17 protein-coding genes and 1 pseudogene are annotated in these 19,720 nt (G+C 62.1%); 13 read left to right on the top strand and 5 right to left on the bottom strand.

Features of this window, described 5'->3' with window-relative positions:
* The first annotated feature begins 79 nt into the window (after positions 1-79).
* From QQL79_RS19590 to QQL79_RS19580, 3 genes are all read left to right on the top strand, one after another.
* Positions 80-1,084 carry a ligase-associated DNA damage response exonuclease gene (locus tag QQL79_RS19590; RefSeq protein ID WP_284393731.1) on the top strand — a complete coding sequence of 335 codons (1,005 nt, stop codon included), beginning with the start codon at positions 80-82 and terminating at the stop codon, positions 1,082-1,084.
* Positions 1,081-2,658, top strand: coding sequence for a cisplatin damage response ATP-dependent DNA ligase (locus tag QQL79_RS19585; protein ID WP_284393730.1), 1,578 nt, complete (start codon positions 1,081-1,083; stop codon positions 2,656-2,658). Before QQL79_RS19590 ends, QQL79_RS19585 begins: the two co-directional genes overlap by 4 nt.
* Before the next feature lie 173 nt (positions 2,659-2,831).
* On the top strand, positions 2,832-3,128 hold the full coding sequence (locus tag QQL79_RS19580; protein ID WP_284393729.1) for a UvrB/UvrC motif-containing protein: 297 nt from the start codon (positions 2,832-2,834) through the stop codon (positions 3,126-3,128).
* Between the two features lie 41 nt (positions 3,129-3,169).
* Here the strand turns inward: QQL79_RS19580 and QQL79_RS19575 are convergent, their stop codons facing one another.
* Both QQL79_RS19575 and QQL79_RS19570 read right to left on the bottom strand, forming a co-directional pair.
* Positions 3,170-3,562, bottom strand: coding sequence for a MerR family DNA-binding protein (locus tag QQL79_RS19575; protein ID WP_284393728.1), 393 nt, complete (start codon positions 3,560-3,562; stop codon positions 3,170-3,172).
* On the bottom strand, positions 3,559-5,271 hold the full coding sequence (locus QQL79_RS19570) for a long-chain-fatty-acid--CoA ligase (RefSeq protein WP_284393727.1): 1,713 nt from the start codon (positions 5,269-5,271) through the stop codon (positions 3,559-3,561). The genes QQL79_RS19575 and QQL79_RS19570 overlap by 4 nt, the downstream gene beginning before the upstream one ends.
* A 324-nt stretch (positions 5,272-5,595) precedes the next feature.
* Here QQL79_RS19570 and QQL79_RS19565 point away from each other — a divergent pair, with 324 nt between their 5' ends.
* From QQL79_RS19565 to QQL79_RS19525, 9 genes are all read left to right on the top strand, one after another.
* On the top strand, positions 5,596-8,058 hold the full coding sequence (locus QQL79_RS19565; protein WP_284393726.1) for an acyl-CoA dehydrogenase: 2,463 nt from the start codon (positions 5,596-5,598) through the stop codon (positions 8,056-8,058).
* Between the two features lie 160 nt (positions 8,059-8,218).
* Positions 8,219-10,177 (top strand): 3-hydroxyacyl-CoA dehydrogenase NAD-binding domain-containing protein, encoded by a 1,959-nt coding sequence (locus QQL79_RS19560; protein ID WP_284393725.1) that lies wholly within the window; start codon positions 8,219-8,221, stop codon positions 10,175-10,177.
* A 3-nt stretch (positions 10,178-10,180) separates the two neighbouring features.
* Positions 10,181-11,464 (top strand): acetyl-CoA C-acetyltransferase, encoded by a 1,284-nt coding sequence (locus QQL79_RS19555; protein ID WP_284393724.1) that lies wholly within the window; start codon positions 10,181-10,183, stop codon positions 11,462-11,464.
* On the top strand, positions 11,461-11,625 hold the full coding sequence (locus QQL79_RS19550; RefSeq protein ID WP_284393722.1) for a hypothetical protein: 165 nt from the start codon (positions 11,461-11,463) through the stop codon (positions 11,623-11,625). Before QQL79_RS19555 ends, QQL79_RS19550 begins: the two co-directional genes overlap by 4 nt.
* Positions 11,626-11,843: 218 nt before the next feature.
* On the top strand, positions 11,844-13,457 hold the full coding sequence (locus tag QQL79_RS19545; protein ID WP_284393721.1) for a peptide ABC transporter substrate-binding protein: 1,614 nt from the start codon (positions 11,844-11,846) through the stop codon (positions 13,455-13,457).
* A gap of 106 nt (positions 13,458-13,563) precedes the next feature.
* Positions 13,564-14,487: an ABC transporter permease subunit gene (locus tag QQL79_RS19540; RefSeq protein WP_284393719.1), complete on the top strand. Its 924-nt coding sequence runs from the start codon at positions 13,564-13,566 to the stop codon at positions 14,485-14,487.
* Positions 14,487-15,407 (top strand): ABC transporter permease, encoded by a 921-nt coding sequence (locus QQL79_RS19535; protein WP_284393717.1) that lies wholly within the window; start codon positions 14,487-14,489, stop codon positions 15,405-15,407. The genes QQL79_RS19540 and QQL79_RS19535 overlap by 1 nt, the downstream gene beginning before the upstream one ends.
* Position 15,408: 1 nt before the next feature.
* On the top strand, positions 15,409-16,392 hold the full coding sequence (locus QQL79_RS19530) for an ABC transporter ATP-binding protein (RefSeq protein ID WP_284393716.1): 984 nt from the start codon (positions 15,409-15,411) through the stop codon (positions 16,390-16,392).
* Complete coding sequence (locus QQL79_RS19525; RefSeq protein ID WP_284393986.1) at positions 16,392-17,411, top strand: ABC transporter ATP-binding protein; 1,020 nt, start codon at positions 16,392-16,394, stop codon at positions 17,409-17,411. The genes QQL79_RS19530 and QQL79_RS19525 overlap by 1 nt, the downstream gene beginning before the upstream one ends.
* 30 nt (positions 17,412-17,441) lie before the next feature.
* Here the strand turns inward: QQL79_RS19525 and QQL79_RS19520 are convergent, their stop codons facing one another.
* The 3 genes and pseudogenes from QQL79_RS19520 to QQL79_RS22575 form a co-directional block, all read right to left on the bottom strand.
* Complete coding sequence (locus QQL79_RS19520; RefSeq protein ID WP_284393714.1) at positions 17,442-18,131, bottom strand: alpha/beta hydrolase; 690 nt, start codon at positions 18,129-18,131, stop codon at positions 17,442-17,444.
* Between the two features lie 157 nt (positions 18,132-18,288).
* Positions 18,289-18,807: an HIT family protein gene (locus tag QQL79_RS19515; RefSeq protein ID WP_370461275.1), complete on the bottom strand. Its 519-nt coding sequence runs from the start codon at positions 18,805-18,807 to the stop codon at positions 18,289-18,291.
* Between the two features lie 187 nt (positions 18,808-18,994).
* Positions 18,995-19,231, bottom strand: a pseudogene (locus QQL79_RS22575) (response regulator); the annotation flags it as partial.
* A 312-nt stretch (positions 19,232-19,543) separates the two neighbouring features.
* Between QQL79_RS22575 and ykgO the strand changes: the two are divergent.
* Entirely contained in the window at positions 19,544-19,669 is a 126-nt protein-coding gene (gene ykgO / locus QQL79_RS19505; protein ID WP_035098668.1) for a type B 50S ribosomal protein L36, read from the top strand.
* The last annotated feature ends 51 nt before the right edge of the window (positions 19,670-19,720 follow it).

Here is a 19,720-nt window from a genome sequence, read left to right as displayed (position 1 = left end):
CGAGGGTTGATGACTGATGGGGTGGTGCCTGCAGCAAGAGTCTGAACCACTTTTGCTTGCCTTGCGTTATCATCGCGCCATGGCCAGTCCGATCCTCGATAGATTTCTCCATATCAAGGCGATCGATGCTTATATCGATCCGGGCGTGCCGCGGGAGCGGGCGATTGTTACCCATGGGCATGCGGACCATGCGCGCTCTGGGCATGGGGCGGTGCTGGCGACGCCGGATACGATTGCCATTATGAAGACGCGGTATGGGCAGGATTGCGCCGGGCGGTTCGAGGCGCTGGATTTTGGGGTGCCATTGCGGATCGATGAAGTGACGATCACGCTGGTGCCGGCGGGGCATATTCTGGGATCGGCGCAGGTGCTGGTGGAGCAGGCCGGGCAGCGCGTGGTGGTGACGGGGGATTACAAGCGGGGCCGGGACCGGACGGCGCAGGCCTATGAGCTGGTGGAATGCGATCTGCTGGTCAACGAGGCGACGTTTGGGCTGCCGGTGTTTCAGCATCCGCCGCCCAGCGTTGAAATTGGGCGGTTGCTGAAATCGGTAGCGGATAATCCGGAGCGGAGCCATCTGGTGGGGTGTTATGCGCTGGGCAAGGCGCAGCGGGTGATCGCGTTATTGCGGGATGCCGGCTATGACGCGCCGATTTATCTGCATGGGGCGATGCTCCGGCTCTGTGCGCTGTATGAAGAATTGGGCGTGAGCCTGGGGGATTTGCGGCCGGTGCTGGATGCGCCCAGGGCCGAGTTTGCCGGGCAGATCGTGATCGCGCCGCCATCGGCCATTCGCGACCGCTGGAGTCGGCGGTTTCCCGATCCGGTGACGTGTCAGGCCTCGGGCTGGATGAGCGTCAAGCAGCGGGCAAGACAGGCGCTGGTGGAATTGCCGCTGGTGATTTCAGACCATTGCGACTGGGGGGAATTGCAGCAGACGATCCGCGAAACTCATGCCGAGACCGTGTGGGTGACGCATGGGCGGGAGGATGCGCTGGTCTATTGGTGCCGGACGCAGGGCTTGCAGGCCGAGCCGCTCAATATTCAGGGCTTTGAGGATGATGGCGGGGAGGGCGAGGCGTGAAGCGGTTTGCCCAATTGCTGGAATTGTTGGCGCTGACGCCGTCGCGGACGCGCAAACTGGCGGCGTTGACGCAGTATTTCCGCGAAGTGCCGGACCCGGACCGGGGCTTTGCGCTGGCGGTGCTGACGGGCGCGCTGAGCTTTCGCAATGTGAAGCCGGCGCTGCTCAAGGAGGTTGTGCTGGCCGAGGTGGACGAGACGCTGTTCGCCATGAGCTATGATTATGTGGGGGACCTGGGCGAGACGATTGCGCTGATCTGGCCGCATCACGGGGCGCAGAGCGATCTGCCGTCGCTGACTGCGTTGATCGAGCTGTTCAATACGACGAGCAAAAGCGAGTTGCCCAAGCTGATTGGTTCGCTGCTAACGCGAGCGGGGATCAATGAGCGGTGGGCGCTGGTGAAGCTGGCGACGGGGGCGCTGCGCATTGGGGTGTCGGCGCGGCTGGCCAAGACTGCGTTGAGCGAGATGAGTGGGGTGGACCTGCAGGAAATCGAGGAAGTGTGGCATGGCTTGCGCGTGCCCTATCTCGATTTGTTTGCCTGGCTCGATGGCAAGGCTGGGCGGCCCGATATCGATCAGGCGTCGCGGTTTCATCCGCTGATGCTGAGCAATCCGATCGATGAAGAGAAGGACCTGACGCGGTTCGATCCGCGGGATTTTGCGGCGGAGTGGAAATGGGACGGGATCAGGGTGCAGCTGGTGCTGGGGGTGGGGACGGCGTCGCTGTTTTCGCGGACGGGCGATGATATCGCGGCGGCCTTTCCCGACATTGTGGACAATGTGACGGGGCTGGGCGTGCTCGATGGCGAATTGCTGGTGGGGCGGGATTTCAAGGCGGGCAGTTTCAACGATCTGCAGCAGCGGCTGAACAAGAAGGTGGCTTCGGCCAAGCATCTGAAAGAGAGCCCGGCCTTTATCCGGGTCTATGACATGCTGTTTGATGGGCGGCAGGACGTGCGGGCGCTGGGTTGGAGCGAGCGGCGGGCGCGGCTGGGGGCGTGGTTTGCGGGCAATCCGCAATCGCGGCTCGATCTGTCGCCGGTTTTGCCCTTTGCCGATTGGGACGATCTGGCGCGGCAGCGGCGGGAGGGGGCCGAGCGCGATGGGCATGAGGGGGTGATGATCAAGCTCCGCACCTCGCCCTATGTGCCGGGCCGGCCCAAGGGGTTCTGGTTCAAGTGGAAGCGCGATCCCAATGTGGTGGATGCGGTGCTGATGTATGCGCAGCGCGGGCATGGCAAGCGGAGTTCGTTTTATTCGGACTATACGTTTGGCGTGTGGAAGGGGAATGAGATCGTGCCGATCGGGAAGGCCTATTTCGGCTTTACCGATGAGGAATTGAAGCTGCTGGATAAGTGGATCAGGGCGAACACGGTGGCCTCGTTCGGGCCGGTGCGGGAGGTGCGGAAAGAGCTGGTATTCGAGGTGGCGTTTGACTCAGCGCAGGTGTCGAGCCGGCACAAGTCGGGGGTGGCGCTGCGGTTTCCGCGGATCAGCCGGATCCGGTGGGACAAGCCGGCGGCGGAGGCGGGGACGCTGGAGGATATGGCGGTGTTCTTATTGAGCAGTTGAGGATGCAGTCGACACCTCCCCTTGTTGGGGGGGGGGCCTGTGTTTGCGGCGGCATACCCCACCCTGCTCGATTACGGACTTAGCAAGCGCTAAGTCCTATCTCGCTTCCCTCCCCACAAGGGGGAGGGTGAACCCGGTGGGTGTGACGCATTCGAAAGAGCAGGAGACCAAAAATGTCATCGCGGTCCAATCATTTGCGGCTGGTGGCGCTGGAGAAGCAGATGGCGGCGGCGGCTGAGGCGATGGATTTCGAGGGAGCGGCGGCGATCCGTAACGAGATTGCGCGACTCAAGGGAGAGGGGCCGGTGGTCGAGGGCGAGGATGGAGTGAGCGTCACCGTCAGCCAGCCGCCGCCAGGGGCGATGGGGCTGGGTACGCAAGTGCCGGTGCGGCAACCGCCCAAGGGCTGGGTCAAGCCGAAGAAGCCGGATTTTATGACGAAGAATGTGAAGCCGCGAGGCGGGCGCTAGAGCGCCTAACGATATCGCTTCGCACTTTTCGGTCCGATGCCCTAGCCCGTCTGCCTGATGCGCTCGTCGGCCAGTTTCCTGATTTCCTTGAGCTCGGCAATGGTTGTCTGGAGATCGGTGAGCTGGGTCTCCAGCGAGGCAAGGCGTTCGTCGACTTTGCCGACGAGGAGGCTGACCTGCTGGGTGCGGTCGGCGTCGTAGAGGCTGAGATAGTCCGAAATATCGCGGAGGGAGAAGCCGAGGCGTTTGCCGCGCAGGATGAGGATGAGCCGGGCGCGGTCGCGGCGGCGGAAGATGCGGGTGGCGCCGAGACGCTCAGGGGCGAGCAGGCCCTTGGCTTCGTAAAAGCGGATGGCGCGGGTGGAAATGCCGAATTCCTTCGCCAGATCGGCAATGGCGAAGAGGTCGCGGCTTTCAGTCTCGGGGCGGTTCACTTCCCCTGGCCTCCAGTGGCGGCATATTCCTCGCGCAGCTCTTTCTTGCTGAGCTTGCCGATCAAGGTCTTGGGGAGGGCGTCCTTGAAGATGATCTCGCGCGGCATTTCGATCTTGTTGAGCCTTTCGGCGAGGAAAAGCTTCAGCTCGGCTTCGGTGGCCGATTTGCCGGATTTGAGTTTAATGTAGGCGATGGGGGCCTCGCCGCGATATTCGTCGGGCACGCCGATGACGTTGGTTTCCTCGACCGCCTCATGGGTCATCAGCGCTTCCTCGATAATGCGGGGATAGACGTTGAAACCCGAGCAGATGATGAGGTCCTTGGTGCGGTCGACGAGGAAGACATAGCCGTCTTCATCCATGTGGCCGACATCGCCGGTGCGCAGCCAGCCATCGTGGAAGGCCTCGGCATTGGCTTCGTCATTGTCAAAATAGCCGGACATGACCTGGGGGCCGCGCACTTGCAGCTCGCCGTTTTCGCCGATGGCGGCTACCTTTTTGGTATCGATATCGACAAAGCGGATATCGGTGCCGGGCAGGGGCAGGCCGATGGACATGGGCTTGCTGGCTACGCGTAGCGCGGCGCAGCAGACGACCGGCGAGGCCTCGGTGAGGCCATAGCCTTCGGCCAGCAGGGCCTTGGATTTCTTGGCGAAATTGGCGCGAATTTCATTGGGCAGGGCCGCGCCACCAGAAATGGCGACTTCGAGGCTCGCGAGCTTGGCCGAAATATCGGGGTCCTCGGCGCGGGCGATGGCGGCGAGCAATGTGGGCACGGCCGGCAGCACGTTGGGCTTGGTGCGGGCGAAGAGATCGAGCAGGGCCTTGAGCTCGAAGCGGGGCAGCATGACGACCTGGGTGCCATTGCAGAGCGGCACGTTCATGCAGACCGTCATGGCGAAGATGTGAAAGAAGGGCAGTACCGCCACGACCTTGGTGGGCGGGTAGAACAGCCCGCAACCCCATTGATCGATCTGGCTCATATTGGCCGCGATATTGGCATGGGTGAGCAGGGCGCCCTTGGGAATGCCGGTGGTGCCGCCGGTATATTGCTGGACGGCAATGTCCTTATGCGGATCGATGACGACGGCGGCGGGGGTTTCCTTGCGGTCGATCATCTCCTGGAACAGGGCGATGCGGTCACGCACGGTGGATTTGCGCAGCTTGGCGAGGTCTTTGCGCTTGGCAATCGAATAGAGGATTTTCTTGGGTAGCGGCAGTGCGTCGGGGAAGTGGCAGATGACCAGCGATTTGACATGGCCCAGCTCGACCAGCTTCTCCGCCTTTTCGAAAATCTGCTGCAGATCGAGCGTGATCATCACGTCGGCGCCGGCATTGGCGGCGATGTGGCTGAGCTCATGGACGGTATAGAGCGGGTTGCAATTGACCACGGTGCCGCCGGCGCGCAGCACGCCATAATAGGCAATGGGGTAGAAAGGGGTGTTGGGCAGCATGATGGCCACCCGGCTGCCTTTCTTGACGCCGAATTGGCTCTGCAGCGCCCCGGCAAAGGCGGTGATCCGGCGGGCCAGGTCGCCAAAGCTGGTGGTGCCGCCCAGGAAATCGAGCGCTGTGGCGAGCGGGTTTTTGGCGCAGGCGGCCAACACCTGTTCGTGCACGGGACGGGTGTCGATCTTGACATCCCAGGCAATGCCATCGGGATAGCTGGCGATCCAGGGACGCATGGCCTGATCGTTATGCTGGTCCATTTCCAACCTCCTCGATGGGACTTTGCCCTTATGGACGCAGTATTCCACGGCTTTACGTTAGCGTCAAAGGGGTGACGGGGCTTTTGAACATGGTGGGCATTCTCGGTCGGTTGCCCAGCGGCAAGTGGCCTCGGAATCAAGTCTGAAGGGAAGCGGAGGCCGTGGCCTCACATGAACGTAATGTGCCGTTAGTTGACGTTTACGTAAAGCACGGTAAAGTGCTGTCTCAACAGAATGGGTGTGCTGCGCTATGGTTTGGCGGCGGCAGGCCCGATGACCGACCGGAGAGCCGGGTGGTCTGACGTTTCGGAAGGGGAGGCCGCCGTGACACTTGCGCTTTTCGTGATCAGCCTCATCGTTATGGGCGTGCTGGCCTGGCGGGAAAGCCCGCTCTGGCACTGGGGAGTTGCCATGCTGGCGATCGGCCTGCTCACCCGGTTCGATGTGGGCGCAGGCGGGCTCGCTTTCTATGGCGGGTTCGGGCTGCTGCTGGCGCTGGTGCCGGGCATCGTGCTGCTGCTGCTCAGCGTCGAGGCCATTCGCAAACCGGTGTTGACGCGGCCGGTCTATGGGGCGGTCAAATCCATATTGCCCAAGGTGAGCAAGACCGAGCAGGAAGCGCTGGATGCCGGCACGGTGGGCTGGGATGCCGAGTTGTTTTCCGGCAGGCCGGACTGGAGCAAGCTGACCGATATCAGGCCGCTGACATTGTCGGCGGAAGAGCAGGCGTTTCTTGATGGGCCGACCGAAGAGGTCTGCCGGATGATCGACGATTGGGATACGCGCAATAATCGCGCTGATCTCTCGCCCGAGGTCTGGCAATTCCTCAAGGAGCAAGGCTTTTTGGGCATGCTGATCGCCAAGGAATATGGCGGGCTGGGCTTTGGTGCGCAGGCGCAGTCGATGATCGTGTCCAAGATTGCCAGCCGCTCGGTGGCGGCGGGGATTACGGTGATGGTGCCCAACTCATTGGGGCCGGGCGAGCTGCTGGAAAAATATGGCACGGAGGCGCAGAAGGCGCAGTATCTGGGGCGCTTGGCGCGTGGGCAGGAAGTGCCGTGCTTTGCGCTGACCGGCGTGCATTCGGGATCGGATGCCGGGGGGATGCGCGATATTGGCGTGGTCACCAAAGGCCTGTGGCAGGGCGCCGAAACGCTGGGCGTAAGGCTGAGCTGGGACAAGCGCTATATTACGCTGGCGCCGATTGCGACGCTGGTGGGGCTGGCCTTCATCCTCAAGGACCCGGACAATCTGCTGGGCAAGGGCGAGGAGATCGGCATTACGCTGGCGCTGGTGCCGCGTGATCATCCGGGTGTTGAAATCGGGCGGCGGCATTTTCCGGCGCGGCAGGCCTTCATGAATGGGCCGACGCGTGGGACGGATGTGTTCATTCCCATGGACTTTTTGATCGGTGGCGTGGACCGGGCCGGGCAGGGCTGGCGCATGCTGATGGAGTGCCTCTCCACCGGGCGGGCGATTTCGCTGCCGGCGATTGGGACGACCTCGATCAAGCAGGCGCTGCGGGTAAGCTCGGCCTATGCGCGGATCAGGCGGCAGTTCGGCATTCCGGTGGGGATCATGGAGGGGGTGGCCGAACCGCTGGGGGAGATGGTCAAGCGTGCTTATACTTTTGAAGCGTCGCGGCGGCTGACGGCCTCGATGGTGGATGAGGGACAGCGGCCGGCGGTGATTTCGGCCTTGCTCAAATATCGCACCACCGAAGCCATGCGCGACAGCGTGGATGATGCCTTCGACATTCATGGTGGGCGGGCCATTCAGGATGGACCGGGCAATTATCTGTTCGGCGGCTATATGGCGACGCCGGTGGCCATTACGGTCGAGGGCGCCAATATCTTGACGCGCACGCTGATGACCTTTGCGCAGGGCGTGCTGCGGGCGCATCCGTTTTTGTACACGGAAATCGCGGCGGCGCAGAATCCGGACAAGGCGGAGGGGCTGGACCAGTTCGACGCCGCCTTTGGTGGGCATACCAAATTCATGCTGCGCAATATGGTGGCCAGTTTTGTGCATGGGGTGAGCAATGGCGCATTTGCCACGGCGCCTGCGCAGTCGGAAATGGCCCATTGGTACAAAAAGCTGCATCGCTATAGCCAGGATTTTGCTCTTGTGGCCGATTGGACCACGGTGGTGCTGGGCGGAGCGCTCAAGCGCAAGCAGAAGATTTCGGGACGGATGGCCGATATTCTGGGCGAGCTCTATCTGATGTCGGCCGTCCTCAAGCGGTTTGAAGAAGAGGGTAGGCTGGTCGAAGACCGGGAGTTGGTGGATGCGATCATGGCCGACCGGATCGCGGCGATGGAGCAGGTTTTTGGCGAGGTCTTCGCCAATTTCCCCAATGGGGTCATGGCCAATGCGATGCGGTTTCTGTGTTTTCCGCTGGGGCGGCACGCCAGGCGCTCGGGCGACCGGGTGAATTACCGCTTCGTGCGTAGTGTGCTGCGACCGGGCTCGTTCCGCGATCGGCTGACCACGGGTGTCTATGTGTCGATGGACCCCAATGACGTGACGGGCGTTCTGGAAGATGGGCTGCTCAAGGTGACCGAGGCCGAGGAGATCGAGGCCAAATTCGTCAAGGCGGCGCGCAAGGGGGTGATCGAGCGGCGGCTGGATCGCGACGCCATTGCCGATGCGGTGGCGGCGGGCGTGCTCAACGAGAATGAGGCGGGGATCATGCGGGCGGCCGATGAAGCGACCGACCGCGTGGTGAAAGTGGATGATTTTGCGGCCGATGAACTGGCGGCGGAGCATAAGCGGGCGGCGGAATAGGCCAACTTTCCGCAACCTCCGGCAGCTTCCTCGGGCTTGATCCGAGGATCGGCCGGGGAGGCAGTGCGGTGGAGAAAGGCCCTCGGGTCAAGCCCGAGGGAAGAGGCGGTGGCTGGGGTTGGGCTCGGCAAAGAGTCAGAGGATTTGAGGAGGTATGATGATGGCGGCGCAGGAGACCACGACCAAGCATTGGCGCTTTCACACCGATGTGGAAAGGCTGGGCTGGCTGACCATCGATACGGCCGGGGCAGGGGTCAATACGCTCAGCCGCGAGGCGATCATGGAGCTCGAGACACTGGTGGCGCGGATCGAGGATCTGGTCAGCTCGGGCGAGGTGATCGGGGTGATCCTGCTCAGTGGCAAGGATAGTGGGTTCATTGCCGGTGCCGATATTTCCGAATTCGATGCGATGAGCGATTTTTCGGTGCTGCCGGAAGCGCTGAAGCGCACCCATGCCCTGTTCGCCCGCATCGAAAAGCTCAAAGTGCCGGTAGTGGCGGGCATTCACGGCTTCTGCCTGGGCGGGGGGCTGGAGCTGGCGCTGGCCTGCCATTACCGGATCGCGGTCAATGACGAGAAGACGCGGATCGGATTTCCCGAGGTTAATCTGGGGATTTTTCCCGGTTTCGGCGGTACCGGGCGGTCGATCCGGCAGGCAGGGCCGGTCGATGCCATGCAGATCATGCTAACCGGCAAGATGCTGAAAGCAGGCGCGGCGCGGGGTTTGAACCTGGTCGACAAGCTGGTGCGGCATCGCGACATGCTGGCCTGGGAGGCGCGCAAGGCGGTGCTGCAGAAGCGCAGGAGCCGGCCGGCTCCGCCCGTCAAGCGGGCGATGGCGCTGGGGCCGGTGCGCGGCTATCTCGCCACCAAGATGAGCGAAGAGGCGGGCAAGAAGGCGCGCAAGGAGCATTATCCGGCGCCCTTCGCGCTGATCGACCTGTTCGAGGCGCATGGCAATGACTGGCAGGCCATGATCCGCGGCGAGATCGACGCCTTCGTGCCGCTGATGGGAACGGATACGGCGACCAATCTGAGGCGTGTGTTCTTTGCCTCGGAAGGTCTCAAGAAGCAGGGCGCCAAGGGCGCAAAATTTGCCCGGGTGCATGTGATCGGCGCGGGGGTGATGGGCGGCGATATCGCGGCCTGGTGTGCTTTGCGCGGCATGGCCGTGACGCTGCAGGATATCGATATGGAGCGTATCAAACCGGCGCTGGAGCGGGGCAAGGCGCTGTTCAAAAAACGCCTCAAGAGCAAGCGCGAGGTGGATACGGCCATGCTGCGGATCGAGGCTGACCCCAATGGCAAGGGCGTGGCGCGGGCCGATGTGATCATCGAGGCGGTGGTGGAAAAGCTCGAGGTCAAGCAGGCGATTTTCAGCGGTATCGAGGATCAACTCAAGCCCGGCGCGATCCTGGCTACCAATACGTCGTCGATCGAATTGGAGCGAATTGCGGAGGAGCTCAAGAACCCGGCGCGGTTGATCGGGCTCCATTTCTTTAATCCGGTGGCGCAGCTGCCGCTGGTCGAGGTGATCCGCTCGAGCTTCAATTCCGATGCCGAGATCGGCAAGGGCGCCGCCTTTGCGCTGGCGATCGGGAAATCGCCGGTGGTGGTGAAGTCGGCGCCGGGCTTCCTCGTCAACCGGGTGCTGATGCCCTACATGCTGGGCGCGGTGAAGCGGGTGGAGGCCGGCGAGAGCAAGGAATTGCTCGACGCGGCGGCTGTGGCCTTCGGCATGCCGATGGGGCCGATCGAGTTGATGGATACTGTCGGGCTCGATGTCGGGCAATCGGTGGCGCGGGAATTGGGGCAGGCGGTGCCGGCAGAGTCCAAATTCGCGGGGCTGGTCAATGCGGGAAAGCTCGGGCGCAAGAGCGGCGAGGGCTTTTACAAATGGGTCGATGGCAAGGCGCAGAAGGGCGAAGTGCCGGCCCATGCCGACCTTGCGGGGCTGGGGCGCGAATTGGTGCAGCCGCTGGTCGACACCACTGAAGTGGTGGTGGAAGAGGGCGTGGTCGCCAATGCGGGCCTCGCCGATATCGGGGTGATCCTGGGAACGGGGTTTGCCCCGTTCCTGGGTGGGCCACTTAAAGCACGTGCGGATGGGAGGGCCTGAGGCATGGCCGAATTGCGGAAAGTCGCCATTGTCGGGTCGGCCCGGACGCCGTTTGCGCGGGGGCATGGGGCCTATGCCGAGGAGAGCAATCTCACGCTGCTGGGCACGGCGCTGGGCGGGGTGACGGACAAGTTCGGGCTCAAGGGCGAAAAGATCGATGAGGTGATGGCCGGCGCCGTTATCGGGCATAGCCGGGACTTTAACCTGGCGCGGGAGGCGGCGCTCGATGCCGGGTTGTCGCCGCGTACGCCGGGGACCAATATTCAGATTGCCTGTGGCACGAGCCTGCAGGCCGCGCTCGTGCTGGGCGCCAAGATTGCGACGGGCGAGATCGAGAGCGGGATCGCGGCGGGATCGGATAATGTGAGCGATGCTCCGGTGGTGCTCGGCGACAAGTTGCAGCACCGTATGATCGAGCTGTCGCGGGCCCGTTCGATGGGCGAGAAGTTCGGGGTGTTCAAGGGCTTTTCCTTTGGCGAATTGCGGCCGGTGGCGCCGTCGACGCAGGAGCCGCGCACGGGGCTATCCATGGGCGAGCATTGCGAACTCATGGCGCGCAATTGGGGGATTTCCCGGCGGGCCCAGGATGAGCTCGCCGTGGCCAGCCATCACAATGCAGCCAAGGCCTATGACGAGGGATTTCACGACGACCTGCTGGTGTCCTGTGCCGGGCTGGTGCGCGACAATAATGTGCGGGCCGATACGAGCCTCGAGAAAATGGCGAGCCTCAAGCCGGCTTTCGACAAGAGCTCGGGGCTGGGTACGCTGACGGCGGCCAATTCGACGCCACTAACCGATGGCGCGAGCGCCGTATTGCTGGCGAGCGAGGACTGGGCGCGGGCGCGGGGCTTGCCGGTATTGGCCTATCTCACAATGGGGCGAGTGGCCGGCAATGACTTTGCGCATGGCGAGGGGCTGTTGATGGCGCCGACCATTGCGGTATCAGAATTGCTGGCGCGGGCCGGGATCGGGTTTGACGATATCGACTATTTCGAGCTGCATGAGGCGTTCGCCGCGCAGGTGCTGTGTACGCTCAAGGCCTGGAACGACCCAGCCTATTGCCGGGACGTGCTGGGGCGCGAGGCGGTGATGGGGCAGATCGATCCGGCCAGGATCAACGTCAAGGGTTCGAGCCTGGCCTATGGGCATCCGTTTGCCGCGACCGGCGCACGGATCCTGGGGTCGACGGCGAAATTGCTGTCGACGGAGCCGGGCAAACGGGCTTTGATTTCGATCTGTACGGCCGGCGGCATGGGAGTCGCGGCTTTGGTAGAGAGTTCAGCATGAGCGACAATGTCGTCAAATTCCGCCGCATCGAGAAACAGCCCGAGCCGCCGGTAAAAAAGCCGCGAGGTCCGTTGCCGGGCTGGGTACCCTTTCTGGTACTGGTGGTCATTGCGGTGGCGATCTATTTCGCCCAGCAATCGGGGCTGCTGGGCGGGCGCTAGCAGGGAAGTGTCTCTCAGGCTTCACAGCATGTTAATAATTCCCGCGGCCTTGACGCTTAGGTCAATGTTTTACTTGTCAGTGGACGGAATTGCGTAATACCGTCCAGCGATCTTGACCGTCGGGTCAAAACTGGCGGCCACAAGACTACCCACCCGCAGCAACAAACGCGCGGGACAAGAAAAAACTCAGGAAACTCCAAAAGGAGATGGGAACGAGCATGAAACTACATTCAACCCTGACCGCAGTAGCGGCCGCGGGCGCTATGGCGCTGATGATGAGCACGGCCGCGTCCGCCGTGACGCTGCAGATGCACAATGGCGGTGATCCGGGTTCGCTTGACCCCCATAAGGTTTCGGGCGACTGGGAAAACCGCGTTGTCGGTGACTATATCGAGGGCCTGGTCACCGAAGATACCAAGGCCGATGCCATTCCGGGCCAGGCCGAAAGCTGGGATATTTCCGAAGACGGCACTGTCTATACGTTCCATCTGCGCGACGGCATCAAGTGGACCGACGGCACGCCGGTTACCGCTGACGATTTCGTGTTTGCCTTCCAGCGCCTGATGAACCCGGCAACCGCCTCGGAATATGCGTATCTGCAATATCCGATCAAGAATGCCGAAGCGATCAACTCGGGCGAAATCACCGATTTCAGCCAGCTCGGCGTCAAGGCAATCGACGACAAGACCGTCGAAATCACGCTGGAAGCGGCAACGCCCTATTTCCTGCAGGCGCTGACCCACTACACCGCCTATCCGGTGCCAAAGCACCTGGTGGAGGAATATGGCGACGCCTGGACCAATATCGATCACATCGTTGCCAATGGCCCGTTCAAGATCACCGAATGGCTGCCGGGCTCCTATGTGCACTCAGTCAAGAACGAAGACTATTACGACGCAGCGAACGTGAAGATCGACGAGGTCTATTACCACGTGCTGGAAGACCAGGCTGCGGCGCTCAACCGCTACCGCGCCGGTGAATTCGACATCCTGACCGACTTCCCCGCTGACCAGTATCAGTGGATCCAGGACAACCTGCCGGGCCAGGCCCATGTCGAGCCCTTCCTGGGCGTCTATTATTATGTGCTGAACCAGGAAAAGCCGCCGCTGGACAATCCGTCCATTCGTGAAGCGCTGTCGATCTCGGTGCTGCGCGACGTGATCGGCCCCGACATCCTGGGTACCGGCGAATTGCCGGCCTATGGCTGGGTTCCCGAAGGCACCGCCAATTACGAAGGCGAAACCTATCTGCCCGAATGGTCCAAGCTGCCCTATGAAGAGCGCGTGGCCAAGGCCAAGGAACTGATGGCCGCGGCCGGCTATACGCCGGAAAACCCGCTGACCCTGCAGCTGCGCTACAACACCAATGACAACCACCAGCGCATCGCCGTGGCGATTGCCGCCATGTGGGAGCCGATCGGTGTGAAGGTCGAGCTGTTCAACGCCGAAACCGCCGTGCATTACGATGCGCTGCGCGCCGGTGATTTCAATGTGGGCCGTGCCGGCTGGCTGCTCGACTATTCCGATGCCGCCAATACGCTCGACCTGCTCAAGACCGGCACCCAGCAGGGTGAGACGATGAACTGGGGCAACAATTACGGCCGCTATTCGAACCCCGAGTTCGACAAGCTGATGACCGATGCCGCTGTGGAACTCGACCTGACCAAGCGCGCCGGTCTGCTGCACCAGGCCGAAAAGCTGGCCATGGACGAATTCGCGGCCATTCCGATCTACTGGTATGTGTCCAAGAATGTCGTGTCGCCCAAGATCACCGGCTTTGAAGACAATGCCAAGGACATCCACCGTACGCGCTGGCTGACCAAGGCCGAGTAAGCCCAAGGGCTTGATGATCGTGGGGGCCCTTACCGGCTCCCACGATCTCTTTTATTCCGGCGAGCGCGCGTGGACGCAGCGCCCCGGATAGCAAAGGTTTCGCATCATGTTGGGTTATGCCCTGCGGCGCGTGCTATCGGCTATTCCGATCGCATTGATTGCCGTAACCGTCTGCTTTTTCATCCTGCGCCTGGCACCAGGCGGTCCGTTCGATGGTGAGCGTGCGCTCCCGCCAACGGTGCTCGCCAATTTGCGGGCGCATTACAATCTCGATCAGCCGCTGATCAACCAGTACTTCATCTATATCTGGCGCCTGCTGCATGGCGATCTGGGACCGTCCATGGTGATCGACGGCTTCAATGTGAGCCAGCTGATCCGCATCGGCTTCCCCTTCACCCTCACCATGGCGCTAACTGCCTTCGTGATTGCCACCAGCATTGGCCTGTTGGCTGGCATGCTTGCGGCGGTGAACCAGAATAAGTGGCCGGACTATGTGCTGGTGCTGGCGGTGATGCTGGGCGTGGTGGTGCCGAACTTCCTGATGGCGGCGCTGCTGCAGCTGTGGTTCGGCGTTTATCTCCGTTGGCTGCCGGCGGGCGGCTGGGTCAATGGCTCGATATGGCACCTGGTTTTGCCGGTAACCGTGCTGGCCTGGCCGCACGCTGCGCGCATCAGCCGGCTGATGCGTGGCTCGATGATCGAAGTGCTTGGTACCAATTATGTGCGCACCGCCAAGTCCAAGGGGCTGGGGCAACGCCTGGTCCTGGCGCGCCACGCCATCAAGCCGGCGCTGCTGCCGGTCGTCTCCTATCTCGGGCCGGGGCTGAGCTATCTGCTGACCGGCTCGCTGGCCGTGGAGCAGATTTTCGGCTTGCCGGGGATCGGCAAATATTTCGTCACCGCCGCGCTTAACCGCGATTACGGCATCGTGCTGGGAACCACCATCCTTTACATGTTCATCATCCTGGCGCTCAATCTGCTGGTCGACCTCCTCTATGCCTGGCTTGACCCCAAGGTGAGGTATCGCTGATGGCCGGGATCACTGGAAAAGACGAAGTCCTCACCGCTTACGCCCGGAAACTGGAAACGCTGGACGCGCCCAAGGGCCGTTCGCTGACGCAGGATGCGGTTCGCCGCCTGCGGCGCAACAAGGCGGCCGTGGTGGCGATCTTCCTCGTCATCTTCATCGTGGCGGCCGCGTTTATCGGGCCTTATTTCCTGACCTGGGGTTATGCCGAGGTCGATTGGACCGCCATCCGCAAGCCGCCCGATTTCGACAAGGGCCATTATTTCGGCACCGACCAGAATGGCCGCGACATGCTGGCCCGCGTGCTGCAGGGCACGCAGATGAGCCTGATCGTGGCGGCGGTCGCCACCGTGGTTTCGGTGTCGATCGGCATCGTCTATGGCGCGGTGGCCGGCTATTTCGGCGGACGGGTCGACGCGGTCATGATGCGCATCGTCGATGTGATGTATGCGCTGCCCTATATCCTCTTCGTCATCATCCTCGTGGTGATGTTCGGGCGCAATCCGGTATTGCTCTTTGTGGGCATCGGGGCGATCGAATGGCTGACCATGGCCCGCATCGTGCGCGGGCAGACGCTCAGCATCAAGGAAAAGGAATTCGTCGAGGCGGCGCGGGCAGGCGGGGCCAAGCCCTGGACCATCATCATGCGCCACATCGTGCCGAACCTGACCGGACCGGTCATCATCTATGCAACACTCACCGTTCCCGAAATCATTATCGCCGAGAGCTTCCTGAGCTATCTGGGGCTTGGCGTGCAGGAGCCGCAGACTTCGCTGGGCACGCTGATTTCGTTCGGTGCGCCGGTGGCCGAAGTGCTGCCCTGGATGCTGCTGGCGCCGGCCGGCGTGCTGGTGACGCTGCTGCTCTGTTTCACCTATATCGGGGACGGCCTGCGCGACGCGCTCGACCCCAAGGATCGCTAACATGAAACAAGTCCTCAAAGTCGAAGACATGTCGGTGACCTTCGCTCTGCATGACAGCGAAGTGCATGCCGTGCGCGAAATGAATTTCGCGCTGTCGGAAGGGGAAACCCTGGCCGTGGTGGGCGAGAGCGGATCGGGCAAGAGCCAGGCCTTTCTCGCGATCATGGGCTTATTGGCCAAGAATGGCCGCACGGGCGGGCGCGCCATGATGGGCGAGATCAACCTGATCGGGCTGGCGCCGAGCCAGCTGGATATTTATCGCGGCAAGGATATCGCGATGATCTTTCAGGACCCGATGACCTCGCTCAACCCCACGCTCAAGATCAAGACGCAGCTGGCCGAAGTGCTGGTCAAGCATCGCGGTTTCGACAAGCGGGCGGCGGTGAAATCGGCCGTGGAAATGCTCGAGCGGGTCGGCATTCCCGAACCCGCAAAACGGGCCAATGCCTATCCGCATGAGCTCTCGGGCGGCATGCGGCAGCGCGTCATGATCGCCATGGCGTTGCTGTGCCAGCCCAAAATCCTCATCGCGGATGAGCCGACTACGGCACTGGACGTGACGGTGCAGGCGCAGATGCTGGATCTGTTCAAGACGCTGACCGACGATTTCGGCACTTCGCTGGTGCTGATCACGCATGATCTGGGCGTGGTGGCGGGCGTGGCCGACCGGATGATGGTGATGTATGGCGGACGGGCGGTGGAAAAGGGCGTGACCGACGATTTGTTCTACGATCCGCGCCATCCCTATACGCTGGGCCTGTTGCATTCGACGCCCCATATCGCCAAGCGGGCCGAGCGGCTCGATCCGATCCAGGGCCTGCCGCCGAGTCTTGAACACTTGCCCAAGGGCTGCTCGTTCAATCCGCGCTGCGCTTTTGCGTTCGACCGGTGCCTCAATGAACGCCCGCATTTGACCGATACCGGCAATGGACGGGAAAAGGCCTGTTTCTATGAGGGCCCGATGACTTACGGAAAGGTCGCTTGATGGACCAGACCCCGATCAACCTGCTCGAAATCCGCAATCTCAAGAAGACATTCGCGATTTCCTCGGGCCTGTTCGCCCGACCGCTGACCCTGACTGCGCTCGAAAACATCAACTTCACCATCCGCCAGGGCGAGACGCTGGGCATTGTGGGGGAAAGCGGCTGCGGGAAATCGACGCTGGGCCGCTGCATCCTGCAATTGCTGAGCCCCGATGAGGGGCAGGTGCTGTGGCTGGGGCAGGATTTGACCAAGCTGCCGGCCGAGGAGATGCGCAGGCGCCGCCAGGATCTGCAGATCATCTTCCAGGATCCGCTGGCCTCGCTCAATCCGCGCATGACGGTGGGCGAGATCATTGCCGATCCGCTGCGCACGCTGCGGCCGGAGCTGAAAAAGGAAGAGCGGCGCGCGCGCGTGCTCAAGACCATGGAAGCGGTGGGGCTATTGCCCGAGATGATCAACCGCTATCCGCACGAGTTTTCGGGCGGGCAGGCGCAGCGCATAGGCATTGCCCGGGCGTTGATCACCGAGCCCAAGCTGATCGTCTGCGACGAGCCGGTATCGGCGCTTGATGTCTCGATCCAGGCGCAGATTCTGAACCTTCTGGCCGAGCTCAAGGATGAGTTCGGGCTGACGCTGATCTTCATCTCGCATAATCTGAGCGTGGTACGGCATGTGTCGGACCGCATCCTGGTGCTCTATCTGGGGCGCATCGTGGAGCTGGCGACGGGCGACGAGATTTATGAGGACCCCAAGCATCCCTATACGCGGGCGCTGCTGACAGCGGTGCCGATCCCCGACCCCAAGCTGGCGCGACAACGCAATATCGATGCGCTCAAGGGAGAAATTCCCTCGCCGATCAATCCGCCATCGGGTTGCACCTTCCGAACCCGCTGCCGGTTTGCCAAGCCCTTCTGCGCCGAGCAACGGCCGCCGCTGGAGACGATCGATGGCGGGCGGCTGGTGGCGTGCCACCGCTGGCGCGAGATCGAGGTTCCCGAAGAGGCCGTGCTGGGGGTTTAGGCAGCCGGCGCTCGCGCTTGAAACCGCTGGCTAGGACCCAAAGGCCCAGGCCAGCATTTTGACGAACTCGGCCTGCCAGAACGGGTCGCCATGATCGCCAACGGGTTCGGTCAGGACAATGTCGGCGCCAGCGGCATGCAGCGCCTGGGCCCAGCGGGTGGCGTTGTCGCGGAAAAACGGCTCGAGCGTGCCAGCGGTGAGATAGATGCGCGGAAGCGCGGCGGGCATTGGCGTGGGTGGTTTGAAACCGGCGCCGGGGGAGGCGGCGAATACCGCCCCGTAAATGTCGGGGTGCCGCAGGCCCATGGCGAGCGAGAGCTCGGCGCTTGCCGAGACGCCGGCTACGGCCGTGCGGCTGGCCGGCAAGGCGATGTCGAACCTGCTGTGGACCCAGTCGCGAATGTCGCGGACGAAGAAATGCTCGTGCGCGGCAAAAAGCTGGCGGTCGAAATCGGGCGAGTATTCGCGAATACGAACCATCTCGTCGTCGGCGCCGGTTCGCCAGGCGCCGACAATCATTGTCGGCGGAAGGTCGGCCGCTTCGAGATAGCTGCCCCATTGCGAGAATAGCTGGCCGTCGCCGCAATAGACCACGGCTTGTGGCGGGTGGGGTGGACGGTAGACCGTGACCCGCCGCCCTCCGTCATAGGTGAAGGTCTGCGTGACGAGTTCGCCGGCGATCGAATCTGGACGGCGATGTTGGCCTGTCTCGTCGGTCATAGAAGGCACCTAGCCTGTTGTTCAAGCAGCAAGGCAGGGCAATCTGGCATTTTTGCGTGAGTGGATACCCCCTCCTGGCCTCCCCCTGATAGGGGGAGGGATCTCTCCACTCTAGGAGTGAGATCGAGTCACAATCACAAAACGGTCCCTCTCCCTATCAGGGGGAGGCCAGGAGGGGGTACTCCAATCCCTCGAATGCCGTGCTAATCCTAGCCGCCATAGCGGCCATTTCAGCATCCGAAAATTTGAGGACGCCATTCTCGGCCATCAGGGCGTGATATTGCTGCTGCTCATAGGGCACGCCCTTGGGCAGAGGCGTCACATGCCAGTGGATGTGGCTATTGCCCGATTGGCTGCCAAGCGAGAGCACATAGATGCGCTCGGCATCAAAGACCTGTTTGAGGGCGCGGGACAGGCGGTGCACCACCGCTTGCAGCCTGAGGTAATCATCGGGCGAAAGACCATCCGCCAGGTCCTCGATATGGGCCTTGGGGCAGACGATGGCATAGCCGGCCATGGTGGGATATTTGCTGAGAAAGGCGACGAAGAAGTCGTCCTGGGCAATGATATGGTGCCGATAGGCGGGATCGCCTGCCAGCATTCTGCAGATAAAGCAGGGGCCAGTGCGGCTGCGGTTGACCAGACCGGCCAGGTCGAAAGCCTGGCGTGCCATCAGCCGAGCCCGGATGCCTTGCCGGCCTCGCGCCGGTCCCTGCTGCCCATATCGACTGTTTGCGGCGGCGGTCGGGCCCGGCATAGGCGGGGGTTTCGATGAAGCCACGGGGATTGGTTTCGATATTGAGGAGGCGCGACTGCAGGTGGTTGGCGGCGAAGGGCTTGCGCAGGAATTCGGTGACGCCGGCGTCGCGTGCCTCGGCAATGCGCCGGGCGTCGGGGGCCGCGCTCATCATGATGACGGAAATCAAACGGTTGGCGCAGGCGGTGTCGGCGCGCAGCTTGCGGGTGAAGGCTATGCCGTCCAGTCCCTCCAGGTCGGCGTCGATGATCAGGATATCAAAGGGGCGCCGCTTGAGCTCGGCCATGGCTTTTGTGGCATCATTTGCCTCGCGGATATCCCGGCGGCCGATGGTGCGCAGCATGCCGGCGACCAGTGATGACATATGAGCAGAAGGGTCCACAACCAGAACGCCGAGGGCGGTAATAGCTTCGAACGTCATGAGCGGAGCCTGCCGGTTTGCCGTTTTGATGAATTGACACAATAGGTTAGTTTTCTTGTGACCGCGTTAATGACAATTTCGTCGCCTGACGGGAGCAATGTGCCGATTTGCCGTGAAAACCATGGCTTTGCCGCGTTGACAGGACGGGGCATTTTCCATATGTATGCCCCAAGTTTCCGGGCGGCGCTTAGAGAAAACTCTTGGGCGCCCCTTTTGTTTGACGAGGATATCAAGATGAAGATCCGCAACTCGCTGAAGGCGCTGATGACTCGCCACCGCGCGAACAAGCTCGTCCGCCGTCGCGGCCGGGTTTACATCATCAACAAGGTGGACAAGCGCTACAAGGCCCGTCAGGGCTAAGCGTTTTTACCATTCGTTAAGTTGACTCAAGCCCGCGAAAGCGGGCTTTTG

The organism is Devosia yakushimensis (assembly GCF_030159855.1).
In the GTDB taxonomy this organism is placed as follows: Bacteria; Pseudomonadota; Alphaproteobacteria; order Rhizobiales; family Devosiaceae; genus Devosia; species Devosia yakushimensis.
The sequence above is the reverse complement of the archived record's forward strand: the minus strand, read 5'-3'. Positions and strand labels throughout refer to the sequence as shown.

Excerpts from the sequence above, each read along its gene's own strand:
- QQL79_RS19590 (WP_284393731.1), top strand. The coding sequence starts at position 80 with ATGGCCAGTCCGATCCTCGATAGATTTCTCCATATCAAGGCGATCGAT.
- QQL79_RS19580 (WP_284393729.1), top strand. The coding sequence starts at position 2,832 with ATGTCATCGCGGTCCAATCATTTGCGGCTGGTGGCGCTGGAGAAGCAG.
- QQL79_RS19570 (WP_284393727.1), bottom strand. The coding sequence starts at position 5,271 with ATGGACCAGCATAACGATCAGGCCATGCGTCCCTGGATCGCCAGCTAT.
- QQL79_RS19560 (WP_284393725.1), top strand. The coding sequence starts at position 8,219 with ATGGCGGCGCAGGAGACCACGACCAAGCATTGGCGCTTTCACACCGAT.
- QQL79_RS19555 (WP_284393724.1), top strand. The coding sequence starts at position 10,181 with ATGGCCGAATTGCGGAAAGTCGCCATTGTCGGGTCGGCCCGGACGCCG.
- QQL79_RS19550 (WP_284393722.1), top strand. The coding sequence starts at position 11,461 with ATGAGCGACAATGTCGTCAAATTCCGCCGCATCGAGAAACAGCCCGAG.
- QQL79_RS19545 (WP_284393721.1), top strand. The coding sequence starts at position 11,844 with ATGAAACTACATTCAACCCTGACCGCAGTAGCGGCCGCGGGCGCTATG.
- QQL79_RS19540 (WP_284393719.1), top strand. The coding sequence starts at position 13,564 with ATGTTGGGTTATGCCCTGCGGCGCGTGCTATCGGCTATTCCGATCGCA.
- QQL79_RS19535 (WP_284393717.1), top strand. The coding sequence starts at position 14,487 with ATGGCCGGGATCACTGGAAAAGACGAAGTCCTCACCGCTTACGCCCGG.
- QQL79_RS19530 (WP_284393716.1), top strand. The coding sequence starts at position 15,409 with ATGAAACAAGTCCTCAAAGTCGAAGACATGTCGGTGACCTTCGCTCTG.
- QQL79_RS19525 (WP_284393986.1), top strand. The coding sequence starts at position 16,392 with ATGGACCAGACCCCGATCAACCTGCTCGAAATCCGCAATCTCAAGAAG.
- QQL79_RS19520 (WP_284393714.1), bottom strand. The coding sequence starts at position 18,131 with ATGACCGACGAGACAGGCCAACATCGCCGTCCAGATTCGATCGCCGGC.
- ykgO (WP_035098668.1), top strand. The coding sequence starts at position 19,544 with ATGAAGATCCGCAACTCGCTGAAGGCGCTGATGACTCGCCACCGCGCG.